At 60.7% G+C, this 12813-nt stretch carries 9 protein-coding genes; 8 read left to right on the top strand and 1 reads right to left on the bottom strand.

All coding sequences use genetic code 11. The annotated features are described in order from the left end of the window. Positions 1-124 precede the first annotated feature (124 nt). Complete coding sequence (locus PspR84_RS09585; protein ID WP_003223300.1) at positions 125-340, top strand: ribosome modulation factor; 216 nt, start codon at positions 125-127, stop codon at positions 338-340. 186 nt (positions 341-526) lie between these two features. Here the strand turns inward: PspR84_RS09585 and PspR84_RS09580 are convergent, their stop codons facing one another. After that, entirely contained in the window at positions 527-1546 is a 1020-nt protein-coding gene (locus tag PspR84_RS09580; RefSeq protein ID WP_160057066.1) for a quinone-dependent dihydroorotate dehydrogenase, read from the bottom strand. A gap of 223 nt (positions 1547-1769) precedes the next feature. Between PspR84_RS09580 and PspR84_RS09575 the strand changes: the two genes are divergently transcribed. The 7 genes from PspR84_RS09575 to PspR84_RS09545 all read left to right on the top strand — a co-directional run bounded on the left by PspR84_RS09575 (position 1770) and on the right by PspR84_RS09545 (position 12801). Then, positions 1770-2981, top strand: a complete 1212-nt coding sequence (locus PspR84_RS09575) for a CmpA/NrtA family ABC transporter substrate-binding protein (RefSeq protein ID WP_160057065.1) — start codon at positions 1770-1772, stop codon at positions 2979-2981. Positions 2982-2996: 15 nt separating this feature from the next. Next, complete coding sequence (locus PspR84_RS09570; RefSeq protein WP_134826004.1) at positions 2997-3572, top strand: ANTAR domain-containing response regulator; 576 nt, start codon at positions 2997-2999, stop codon at positions 3570-3572. Between the two features lie 434 nt (positions 3573-4006). Next, complete coding sequence (locus tag PspR84_RS09565; RefSeq protein WP_095120053.1) at positions 4007-5218, top strand: nitrate/nitrite transporter; 1212 nt, start codon at positions 4007-4009, stop codon at positions 5216-5218. A gap of 7 nt (positions 5219-5225) precedes the next feature. Further along, entirely contained in the window at positions 5226-6896 is a 1671-nt protein-coding gene (locus PspR84_RS09560; RefSeq protein ID WP_160057064.1) for a bifunctional protein-serine/threonine kinase/phosphatase, read from the top strand. Positions 6897-7319: 423 nt separating this feature from the next. Then, positions 7320-9773, top strand: a complete 2454-nt coding sequence (gene nirB, locus PspR84_RS09555) for a nitrite reductase large subunit NirB (protein WP_160057063.1) — start codon at positions 7320-7322, stop codon at positions 9771-9773. Next, positions 9770-10087 carry a nitrite reductase small subunit NirD gene (gene nirD / locus PspR84_RS09550; RefSeq protein WP_053118721.1) on the top strand — a complete coding sequence of 106 codons (318 nt, stop codon included), beginning with the start codon at positions 9770-9772 and terminating at the stop codon, positions 10085-10087. Before nirB ends, nirD begins: the two co-directional genes overlap by 4 nt. Beyond that, positions 10087-12801: a nitrate reductase gene (locus PspR84_RS09545; RefSeq protein ID WP_160057062.1), complete on the top strand. Its 2715-nt coding sequence runs from the start codon at positions 10087-10089 to the stop codon at positions 12799-12801. The genes nirD and PspR84_RS09545 overlap by 1 nt, the downstream gene beginning before the upstream one ends. The last annotated feature ends 12 nt before the right edge of the window (positions 12802-12813 follow it).

The raw sequence follows: 12813 nt of genomic DNA, 5'->3' as shown, positions 1-12813 counted from the left end.
GCAACGGCGTCAACACCTTGGCTCGCCACGCCGGCAGCGAGCCGCACCATGGCAGGTTTCTTCTGCCAGACCTCAGTTGAGGTCAACGCGACACAAAACAGTCAACAAGTGAGGGAAACACCCTATGAGAAGACTTAAGCGTGATCCGTTGGAAAGAGCATTTTTGCGCGGATATCAATATGGCGTTGGTGGCAAATCCCGTGAGCTTTGCCCATTTACTCTACCGTCGGTACGTCAAGCCTGGATTAACGGCTGGCGAGAAGGACGCGGCGACAACTGGGACGGTATGACCGGCACTGCGGGAATCCACAGACTCAACGAACTTCACGCCGTCGGCTGACACAGGGCATTTATTCCGACACGACAATCTGAATTTGTAACGACTTACCATGCACGTCCTTCCCGGACGGCGGGCTGCGGCCCAGGGGCTCCTTCGAGGAGCCCTTTTTTATGCCTGTCTGGCTGACACACATTTCGTGTAGGAGCTGCCGAAGGCTCCTACATTGGCCAGGTCAGCCTAGGGGGATCAGCGTAGGGCGGCGATCGCGTCGACCGATTCGCGAATCAGCGCCGGGCCTTTATAGATGAAGCCGGAGTAGATCTGCACCAGGCTCGCACCGGCGGTGATCTTCTCGGCCGCATGCTTGCCTTCAGTAATCCCGCCCGCGGCAATGATCGGCAAACGCCCAGCCAGCTCACCGGCCAGCACCTTCACCGTATTGGTGCTCTTCTCCCGCACCGGCGCGCCCGACAAACCGCCCGCCTCGTCGCCATGCTCCATGCCTTCAACACCAACCCGGCTGAGGGTGGTGTTAGTCGCGATCACCGCGTCCATGCCGGTTTCGATCAACGCTTGAGCCACCTGCGCGGTTTCTTCATCGGTCATGTCCGGCGCGATCTTGATCGCCAACGGCACATGTTTGCCATGACGCAACGCCAGTTCAGCGCGGCGCGTGGCCAGATCCGCGAGCAATTGCTTGAGCGAATCACCGAACTGCAGGCTGCGCAGGCCCGGGGTATTTGGCGAGCTGACGTTGACCGTCACATAGCTGGCGTGGGCGTAGACCTTGTCCAGGCAGATCAGGTAATCGTCGACCGCACGTTCAACCGGAGTATCGAAGTTCTTGCCGATGTTGATGCCCAGCACACCTTTGTATTTCGCCACTGCCACCCGCGCCAGCAGGTTATCGACACCGAGGTTGTTGAAGCCCATGCGATTGATAATCGCCTCGGCTTCCGGCAAGCGAAAAATCCGTGGTTTCGGGTTGCCCGGCTGCGGGCGCGGAGTCACGGTGCCGATTTCGACAAAACCGAAACCCAGTTGCGCGAAGCCATCAATGGCCGCGCCGTTCTTGTCCAGACCGGCGGCCAGACCCACCGGGTTCGGGAATTCGAGGCCCATGACCGTCACCGGTTTCTTCGCCGGCGCCTTGCACAGCAAGCCGTTGAGGCCCAAACGCCCACCCGCGCCGATCAGATCCAGCGACAGATCGTGGGAGGTTTCCGGGGAAAGTTTGAACAACAGCTGACGGGCCAGGGTGTACATGGGCGGCGATGACTCGGGCGGCGAAAAGAGGCGGCGATTATAGCCGGGCATCGACCTGCGGCGCGAGGCGCACGCGCAAATCGCTGTCACTGGCATATGCCTTGCACCCTCCTTGCCATCAGCGCGCAAGGCCAATGACGGCACGCGGGCAAGGACAATGGCGTCGTCCCGGGTTTTGCCTGCGCAAAGTCCGCGGCGGCGCTTTTTTTCGAGGTGGCGGTGTATGAATGAACCTTCGGTAGGGCCACTGGCCTGGGTCAATGGCAGCGATGCCCCGGAAAAGACTGCAATCAACCTCGGTTTCATGGCCCTGAGCGATTGTGCCTCGGTGGTCGTCGCGGCCACACAGGGCTTTGCCCAGCCTTACGGCCTAACGCTGAACCTGAAGCGCCAGGCCTCCTGGGCGAATCTGCGCGACAAACTGGTCAGCGGCGAACTGGATGCCGCGCACAGTCTGTATGGCCTGATTTACGCCGTGCACCTGGGCATCGGCGGCGTCGCCCCGACCGATATGGCCGTGCTGATGGGCCTGAACCAGAACGGTCAGAGCCTCAACCTCTCCCACGGTCTCCAGAACCTTGGCGTGACCAGTCCTGAAGCGCTGGACCGCCACGTGCACCAAAGCCGCGCAAAACTCACCTTCGCCCAGACCTTTCCCACCGGCACTCATGCCATGTGGCTGTATTACTGGCTGGCGAGTCAGGGCATTCATCCATTGCAGGACGTCGACAGCGTCGTCGTGCCGCCGCCGCAAATGGTCGCGCACCTGCAAGCCGGGCGCATCGACGGTTTTTGTGTCGGCGAGCCTTGGGCGGCCAGTGCGGTGCAGCAGGATCTCGGTTTCACCTTGGCCACCAGCCAGACCATCTGGCCCGATCACCCGGAAAAAGTCCTTGGTTGCACCCGTGAATTTGTCGAGCAATACCCGAACACTGCGCGGGCGTTAGTGATGGCGATTCTTGAGGCCAGCCGCTTCATCGAAGAAAGCCCGGAGAATCGCCGTAGCACCGCGCAATTGCTCAGCGCTCCGGAATATCTGGACGCGCCGCTTTCGTGCATCGAGCCGCGTTTTCTCGGTGATTATGCCGATGGGCTCGGCAATCGCTGGCAGGATCCACACGCGCTGCGTTTTCACGGCAACGGCGAGGTGAATCTGCCCTATCTGTCGGACGGCATGTGGTTCATGACCCAGTTCCGCCGCTGGGGCCTGCTGCGTGAGGATCCGGATTACCTCGCCGTCGCCCGTCAGGTCCAGCAAATGGATATCTACCGCGATGCTGCGACGGCAGTCGACGTAGCGGCGTGGGGCACAGACATGCGCAGCAGCCAGTTGCTCGACGGCAAAGTCTGGGACGGCAGCGATCCCGCCGGCTACGCGCGCAGTTTCAAGCTGCACGCGTTGAACGACGACGCCCCCCTTCTCGCCCGCCGCTGACAGGAGACCGCGAACATGTTGCGCATTCTGTTGATCAACGACACAGCGAAAAAAGTCGGTCGCCTGAAAGCTGCGTTGACCGAGGCCGGTTTCGAGGTGATCGACGAGTCCGGCCTGACCATCGACCTGCCCGCGCGCGTCGAAACGGTGCGCCCGGACGTGATCCTGATCGATACCGAGTCACCGGGCCGCGATGTCATGGAACAAGTTGTGCTGGTCAGCCGCGACCAGCCACGGCCAATCGTGATGTTTACCGATGAACATGATCCGGGGGTGATGCGCCAGGCGATCAAGTCAGGGGTCAGTGCTTACATCGTCGAAGGCATTCACGCCCAGCGTCTGCAGCCAATTCTGGATGTGGCGATGGCGCGTTTCGAGAGTGATCAGGCCTTGCGTGCGCAGTTGCAGGCGCGTGATCAGCAATTGGCTGAGCGCAAGCGTATTGAGCTGGCCAAGGGTTTGTTGATGAAGATGAAGGATTGCAATGAGGAAGAGGCTTACACCCTGATGCGGCGGCAGGCGATGAGTCGGCAGCAGAAGCTGATTCAGGTGGCGGAGCAGATTATTGCGATGAGTGAGTTGCTTGGCTGAGGTGTTCTCACCGCTGAAAAGCCCCTCACCCTAGCCCTCTCCCAGAGGGAGAGGGGACTGATTGGGGGATGGCGCAGTAATACTGCCGACCTGAACGATTTTCGGTGAATCCATATTCGACTCCGTGTTTCAGGTCGATGTTTTGCGCAAGACACCTCGGTCAGTCCCCTCTCCCTCTGGGAGAGGGCTAGGGTGAGGGGCTTTTGATCTTTCAGCTGTTGGCACAAATCTCGCTACGTAAAACGCACAGGTAACCAACGGCGGTTGCCCCACCCACGACAAAGACGTCGCTCACCCGTTCGCCCAACCGGCGCATCAGGTAGCGGCGTTTTTGCGTTTTGGCCCCACAGCTCGGGGCCGGTGGTGCGGCCGTGGCGGCGCTCCACCTGCTGTTGCATGACTCCTTTCGAGACTCTTTTCAGCTGAGGTGCGCGATGAATTCAAGCTTCTGGAAATCCGGCCACACCCCGACCCTGTTCGCGGCCTTCCTCTATTTCGACCTGAGCTTCATGGTCTGGTACCTGCTCGGCCCGCTGGCGGTGCAGATTGCCGCCGACCTGCACCTGACCACGCAACAACGCGGCCTCGTCGTCGCCACACCGATCCTCGCCGGCGCCGTACTGCGCTTCGTGATGGGCATGCTCGCCGATCGACTGTCGCCGAAAACCGCCGGGCTGATCGGCCAGGTCATCGTCATCTGCGCATTGTTCGGCGCCTGGAAAATCGGCATTCACAGTTACGAACAGGCGCTGATACTCGGCCTGTTTCTTGGTATGGCCGGCGCGTCGTTTGCCGTCGCCCTGCCCTTGGCCTCGCAATGGTATCCACCACAGCATCAAGGCAAAGCCATGGGTATCGCCGGTGCGGGCAACTCCGGCACCGTGTTCGCCGCGCTGCTGGCACCGGTGCTCGCCGCCGCGTTCGGCTGGAGCAATGTCTTCGGTTTCGCTTTGATTCCGCTGATCCTGACTCTGGTGCTGTTCGCCTGGCTGGCAAAAAATGCGCCTGAGCGGCCGAAAGCCAAAGCCATGACCGACTACTTCAAAGCCTTGGGCGACCGCGACAGCTGGTGGTTCATGTTTTTCTACAGCGTCACCTTCGGCGGCTTCATCGGCTTGGCCAGCGCCCTGCCCGGCTACTTCAACGATCAATACGGGCTGAGCCCGGTGACCGCTGGCTACTACACCGCAGCCTGCGTGTTCGGCGGCAGTTTGATGCGGCCATTGGGTGGCGCCCTGGCTGACCGTTTCGGTGGCATCCGCACCTTGCTGGCGATGTACACCGTCGCTGCTGTCTGTATCGCTGCTGTCGGCTTCAACCTGCCAAGTTCCTATGCGGCGCTGGCACTTTTCGTCTGCACCATGCTCGGTCTGGGCGCCGGCAACGGCGCCGTTTTCCAACTGGTACCGCAGCGTTTTCGTCTGGAGATCGGCGTGATGACCGGACTGATCGGCATGGCCGGCGGCATCGGCGGTTTTGCCTTGGCCGCCGGCATGGGCGCGATCAAACAGAGCACCGGCAGCTATCAACTGGCCCTGTGGTTGTTCGCCAGTCTCGGCGTGTTGGCATGGTTTGGCCTGCACGGCGTCAAGCGTCGCTGGAGAACCACCTGGGGTTCGGCGGCAGTGACGGCGGCGCGGGTCTGAAGCATCGATGGCCCTGCAACTGAGTTTCGCCGAAGCCAGCGCCACCGGCCCGCGCGCAGAGAATCAGGACGCTTTGCGCCTGGTCACGCCCGCTCCGGCGTTGGCGGCGAGCAAAGGTTTTCTGTTCGCCATCGCCGACGGCGTCAGTCAGTGTGCCGATGGCGGACTGGCTGCGCGTTCGACCTTGCAGGCCTTGGCGCTCGACTACTACGCCACGCCGGAAACCTGGAGCGTGGCGCAGGCACTGGATCGCCTGCTGCTCGCGCAAAACCGCTGGTTGCAGGCCAACGGTGGTGGGCAACCGTTGCTCACCACGGTCAGTGCTTTGGTCATGCGCGGTCGGCGTTTTACCCTCGCGCACGTCGGAGATTGCCGGGTGTATCGCTGGCACTACGATAGTTTGCAGCGGATCTCGGAGGATCATGTCTGGGATCAGCCGGGCATGCAGCATGTGCTCAAACGCGCGCTGGGGCTGGATCAGCATCTGGTGCTGGATTTTCTCGATGGCGAACTGCGTGAAGGCGAAAGCTTTGTGCTGCTCAGCGATGGTGTCTGGTCGACACTCGGCGATACCGCCATTGCGGCGATTCTGCGTGATCAGCCGGATCTGCACAGCGCCGCGCAGACGCTGGTCAACGCCGCGCATCTTGCGGGGAGCCAGGACAATGCCAGTGCTTTGCTGGTGCGGGTGGATGCTTTGGGTGAGGCAAATATCGGCGATGCACTGATTCATTTGCAGCAATGGCCACTGCCGCCACCGTTGAAACCCGGTCAGTCGTTCGAAGGCTGGCAAGTGCTGGACATTGTCGCTCAGAGCCAGCAATCGCTGCTGTATCGGATTGTCGATGAGCAAGGTCAGATGTGGTTGCTGAAAACCCTGCCGTCGCGCAGCGCCGATGATCCTCACGCCGGGCAGGCGCTGCTGTCCGAGGAATGGTTCCTGAAACGCGTGGCCGGCCGGCATTTTCCTGAAGTCCATGCGTGTAATCAGCGTCAGCATTTGTACTACGTGATGCGAGAATATTCCGGGGCGACGCTGGCACAGTTGTTTCAACAGTCAGGCCCATTGCCGTTGGCACAGTGGCAGGACATCGCCGAGCGCCTGTTGCGTGCGGTCGGGCTGCTGCATCGGCGGCAGATCCTGCATCGGGACATCAAACCGGAAAATCTGCACGTGGGCGACGACGGCGAATTGCGTCTGCTGGATTTTGGCCTGGCGTACTGCCCAGGCTTGTCCGAAGACGCGCCGTCGACGTTGCCGGGAACGCCCAGCTATATCGCCCCGGAAGCGTTTCGTGGGGATCCGCCGAATGTGCAGCAGGATTTGTATGCGGTCGGTGTGACCCTGTATTTCTTGCTCACCGGGCATTTTCCCTATGGCGAGATCGAAGCGTTTCAGCGGCCGCGATTTGCTGTGGCAGTGAGTGCCAGTCGATTTCGGCCGGATCTGCCGGAATGGTTGGCGCAGAGCCTGGAGCGTGGGGTGGCGGCTGATCCGCAACAACGGTTTGAAACGGCTGAGGAATGGCTGTTGGTGTTGGAACAGGGCGAGCGGCGCAGTTTGAGTGTGCGGCCCAGACCGTTACTGGAGCGTGAGCCGTTGAAGGTTTGGCGGACGATAGCGTTGGTGGCTTTATTGGGGAATATGGTGCTGCTGGTTTTGTTGTTTCATGGCTGACACCGCGTCGCGTCATTCGCGAGCAGGCGCGCTCCCACAAGGAATTTGTGAACGACAAAGAGCCACTGTGGGAGCGAGCCTGCTCGCGAAGGCGCCCGCCCAGTCACCACAAATTCAACTGCCTGAATGCCCCACGAACGAGCAACCCGCTTCGAATCAGTGCAAAAAATCCATCCTCAAAATCGGTCACCCCCAATAAACCCGCCACCGTCCCCACTTGGCACAACCACTGCATTACCTCTCCCAACACACACATAAAGCTCAACCTTCAACGACGAAGGCTGCGCTTCCCGAGAGAACGGGACCAGGACAAAGGCGTCCTCGCTAGGCAACTAGCGGGACGCCTTTTTTTGTTTGCGCAAAATTTCTCGAGCAAGGCCTGACTGCCCACAAGAGGCCAGCCGCAGCTCCCCGGAGAACCTGATGAAAAAACTCAAACTGGTGATGATCGGCAATGGCATGGCCGGGGTCCGCACCCTCGAAGAATTGCTCAAGCTGAGCAACGAGCTGTACGACATCACCGTCTTCGGCGCCGAACCGCATACCAACTACAACCGCATTCTGCTGTCACCGGTGCTGGCCGGCGAGCAGACCTTCGAAGAGATCGTCCTCAACGACCTCGATTGGTACCTGGAAAACAACATCAAGTTGCTGCTCAACCGCAAAGTGGTGGAGATCGACCGGGTCAAACGCCGGGTGATCGCCGAGGACGGCACCGAAGCCGAATACGACCGCCTGCTGATCGCCACCGGCTCGACGCCGTTCATTCTGCCGATCCCCGGCAACACCCTGCACGGTGTGATCGGTTATCGCGACATCGCCGACACCCAAGCCATGATCGACACCGCCAAAACCCACAAACACGCGGTGGTCATCGGTGGCGGTCTGCTCGGTCTCGAAGCGGCCAACGGCCTGATGCTGCGCGGCATGCACGTCACCGTGGTGCATATCGGCGAATGGTTGTTGGAACGGCAACTGGATAAAACCAGCGGTCAACTGCTGCAAAGCGCCCTCGAATCCCGTGGTTTGCACTTCCGTCTGTGCGAACAGACCCAAGCCCTGCACGACGCTGGCAATGGCCGGGTCGGCTCGGTGCAATTCAAGAACGGCGACATCATCCCCGCTGATCTGGTGGTGATGGCTGCCGGCATTCGCCCCAACACCGAACTCGCTGAGAAGGCCGGCATCCCGTGCAATCGCGGGATCCTGGTCAATGACACGCTGCAAACCTACGACCCGCGCATTTACGCGATCGGCGAGTGCGCCAGCCATCGCGGGATTGCCTACGGTCTGGTCGCGCCACTGTTCGAACAGGCCAAAGTCTGCGCCAATCACCTCGCACAACTGGGGTTCGCCCGTTATCAGGGTTCGGTGACTTCGACCAAACTCAAAGTCACCGGCATCGACCTGTTTTCCGCTGGCGACTTCATGGGCGGCGAAGGCACCGAGACCATCACCCTCTCCGACCCGATCGGCGGTGTGTACAAAAAACTGGTGATCAAGGATGACGTACTGGTCGGCGCCTGTCTGTACGGCGATACGGCAGATGGCGGTTGGTATTTCCGGCAGATTCGTGAGAATCACGCCATCGGCGAGATCCGCGATCACTTGATGTTCGGCGAAAACGCCCTCGGCGACGTAGGACATCAGGGCCAGGACAAAGCCATGGTCATGGCCGACACCGCCGAAGTCTGCGGCTGCAACGGCGTGTGCAAAGGCACCATTGTCAAAGCCATTCAGGAACACGGCCTGTTCAGCGTCGATGAGGTGAAGAAACACACCAAGGCTGCCAGCTCCTGTGGCTCGTGCGCCGGGCTGGTCGAACAGATCCTGATCAACACCGTCGGCGGTGCGGCCGACGTCAAACCGAAAAGCGAAAAAGCCATCTGCGGTTGCAGCGACCTCAATCACGGGCAGATCCGCCAAGCCATTCGCGAGCAACATCTGCTGACCATCGCCGGCACCATGAGCTACCTCAACTGGCGCACGCCGAACGGCTGCGCAACGTGCCGCCCTGCTCTCAACTATTACCTGATTTCCACTTGGCCCGGCGAAGCCAAGGACGATCCGCAATCACGCCTGATCAACGAACGTGCACACGCCAACATCCAGAAGGACGGCACGTATTCGGTGGTGCCACGGATGTGGGGCGGCGTGACCAATCCTTCGGAACTGCGACGGATTGCCGACGTCGCCGACAAGTACAACGTGCCGATGGTCAAGGTCACCGGCGGTCAGCGCATCGACTTGCTCGGCATCAAGAAGCAGGACTTGCCCGGCGTCTGGAAAGACCTCGACATGCCGTCCGGCCACGCTTACGGCAAATCCATCCGCACGGTGAAAACCTGCGTCGGCAGCGAGTTCTGCCGCTTCGGCACGCAGAACTCGACACAACTGGGCATCGAACTCGAGCACGACCTGTTCAACATGTGGTCGCCGCACAAAGTGAAACTCGCTGTCTCCGGATGCCCACGCAACTGCTCGGAAGCGGGGATCAAAGACGTAGGAATCATCGGCGTCGACTCCGGTTGGGAGATGTACATCGGCGGCAACGGCGGGATCAAAACCGAAGTCGCCGAATTCTTCGTCAAGCTGAAAACCGCCGAAGAAGTGCGCGAATACAACGGCGCCTTTCTGCAGCTGTATCGCGAAGAAGCCTTCTACCTCGAACGCACCGTGCATTACCTGCAACGGGTCGGCATGGAACACATCAAGAAAGCCGTGCTGGAAGACCCGGAGCGCCGCAGAGCGCTGAACGAACGCCTGCAATTCTCCCTGTCGTTCGAACAAGACCCGTGGAAAGAACGCCTGGCGCAGCCGCAACTGAAGAAAGAATTCGATGTGATCCCTGTGAAAAACCTGGAGGTGCCGGCATGAACTGGCTGGATATCTGTGCTCTCGAAGAGATCAACGCCCTCGGCTCGCGGATCATTGCCGGGCCGAAAGGTGACATCGCGATTTTTCGTACAAGCGACGATGAGGTTTTCGCCCTCGACGACCGCTGCCCGCACAAGGGTGGGCCGTTGTCGCAAGGCTTGATCTACGGCAAACGTGTGGCCTGCCCGCTGCACAACTGGCAGATCGATCTCGAATCCGGCGAAGCGCAGGCGCCGGACATCGGTTGCGCGCACCATCACCCGGCGCGGGTCGAAAACGGTCGTGTGCAACTGGCCCTGCGGGACGCCATCTGATGAACCGCCAGACGACCGCCTCGACCTGCTGTTATTGCGGGGTCGGCTGCGGCGTGCTGATCGAGCATGACGGCGAGCGCATCCTCGGCGTCAGCGGCGATCCGGCGCACCCGGCCAACTTCGGCAAACTGTGCAGCAAAGGCTCGACCCTGCATCTGACCGGCGACCTTGCCGCTCGCGCGCTGTACCCGGAATTGCGCCTGGGCAAAGGCCTGGCGCGCAGCCGCACAGACTGGGACACCGCACTGGAACACGCTGCCAACGTGTTCGCCGAGACCATCGCCGAGCACGGCCCTGACAGCGTGGCGTTCTATATCTCCGGACAGTTGCTGACCGAGGACTACTACGCCTTCAACAAGCTGGCACGGGCACTGGTCGGGACCAACAACATCGACAGCAATTCGCGCCTGTGCATGTCCTCAGCCGTGGTCGGCTACAAGCGCAGCCTCGGCGCCGACGCCCCGCCGTGCAGTTATGAGGATCTGGAGCTCAGCGATTGCGTGATGATCGTCGGCAGTAACATGGCCTACGCCCATCCGGTACTTTTTCGTCGGCTGGAAGAAGCAAAATCTCGCCGCCCGCAGATGAAAGTCATCGTCATTGATCCACGGCGCACCGACACCTGCGACCTTGCCGATTTGCACCTGGCGATTCTGCCCGGTACCGATGTCGCTTTGTTTCATGGGATTTTGCATCTGTTGTTGTGGGAAGACTGGATCGACCGCGATTTCGTCAAAGCGCACACCGATGGCCTCGCCGAACTGAAAAGTCTGGTGCGCGATTACACCCCGCAAATGGTTTCGCAGTTATGCGGCATCAGCGTCGAGCAATTGCAGCAGTGCGCCGAATGGGTGGGCACTTCGCCGAGTTTTCTGTCGCTGTGGTGCATGGGTTTGAACCAGTCCACGGCTGGCAGCGCGAAAAACAGTGCACTGATCAATCTGCACCTGGCCACCGGACAAATCGGTCGTCCGGGTGCAGGACCTTTCTCCCTGACCGGCCAGCCAAATGCCATGGGCGGACGCGAAACCGGCAGCTTGTCGAACCTGTTGCCGGGTCATCGTGACGCGGCCAACCCGGAGCATCGCTCACAAGTGGCGGCTTATTGGGGTGTGGATCAACTGCCGGAAAACACTGGTCTCAGCGCCATCGAACTGTTCGAGCAAGTGCGCAGCGGCAAGATCAAGGCGTTGTGGATTGCCTGCACCAACCCTGCGCAATCGATGCCGGATCAGAACTCAGTGCGCGCGGCGCTGGAAGCTTGCCCGTTTGTGGTTCTGCAAGAAGCCTTTCGCACCACCGAAACCGCAGCGTTTGCCGATCTCCTGCTACCCGCCGCCAGTTGGGGCGAGAAGGAAGGCTCGGTGACCAACTCCGAACGACGCATTTCCCACGTACGCAAGGCCATCCTCCCACCGGGCGAAGCGCGGCCGGACTGGGCGATCACAGTGGATTTCGCACAGCGCCTGGAGAAACATCTGCGTCCCGCTGAGCCGAGCCTGTTTACGTTTACTCGGCCCGCGCAGTTGTTCGATGAGTTCAAAGGGCTGACACGCGGCCGCGATCTGGATATGTCCGGGATCAGTCACGCGCTGATCGACGAGATCGGACCGCAGCAATGGCCCTTCCCTGTCGGAGCGCGGCAAGGAACGCCACGCCTGTACGAGGATGGGATTTTCCCAACCGCCAACGGACGCGCGCAATTCATAGCCGACCCTTATCGCGCCGCCAAAGAACAGCGCGACGCACGTTTTCCACTGACGTTGATCACTGGACGTCTGCGTGATCAATGGCACGGTATGAGCCGCACCGGCACGGCGGCGCAATTGTTCGGGCATGTCAGCGAAGCGGTGTTGAGCTTGCACCCGGACGAACTGCGCAGGCATCGCTTGCAGCCAGGAGATCTGGTCAACCTCAAAAGTCGTCGCGGCGCAGTGATCGTCGCGGTTGGCAGCGATGACAGTGTGCGTCCGGGACAGGCATTTCTACCGATGCACTGGGGCGACCGCTTTCTCAAGGGTGGCGTAAACAGCCTGACCCTGCCGGCCTTCGACCCGTTGTCGAAACAACCGGAACTCAAACACAGCGGCGTGCGCCTGGAGCCGGTCAATCTGCCGTGGCAGCTTTTCGCGCTCATTGAGGGTGATGTTCAACGGCATTTCGAGGCCCTGCGACCGCTCTGTGAGGCATTTTCCTACGTGAGTCTCAGCCTTGTCGGACGTGAACGACCGGCATTGCTGATACGCGCAGCCAGCAGCGAGGCGCCGGATGCGCAGTTGCTCAATGAAATCGACCGATGCCTGTCACTGATCGACGGCCCGGTTCTGGCTTACGACGATCCACGTCGGGCCATTGGCAAGCGCGTACGCATTGAAAACGGCCGAATCACCGCGATTCGCCTGGCCGGCGAAACCCTCGCCCGGCATTGGCTGCAAGGGTTGTGGCTGGAGGGCCGTGCGGACGAACAACTGCGGCGCTGGTTGCTGGCACCGATGAGTGCTCCTCCGGGTAGTGCCGGGGCGCAGATCGCTGCGGATAAAACCCTGTGCAACTGCAAGAACGTCAGCCTCAACGCGGTCTGCGCCGGTATTCGCCAAGGGCTCGATTTGCAAGGCTTGAAAAACAATCTGGGCTGCGGCACGCAATGCGGCTCCTGTGTCCCGGAAATAAAACGCTTGCTGGCTGCCGATGTGCAGCCAGTCGCCGTCATCTGATGAGGAAAACAC

Origin of the sequence: Pseudomonas sp. R84 (genome assembly GCF_009834515.1) — a bacterium.
In the GTDB taxonomy this organism is placed as follows: Bacteria; Pseudomonadota; Gammaproteobacteria; order Pseudomonadales; family Pseudomonadaceae; genus Aquipseudomonas.
The sequence above is the reverse complement of the archived record's forward strand: the minus strand, read 5'-3'. Positions and strand labels throughout refer to the sequence as shown.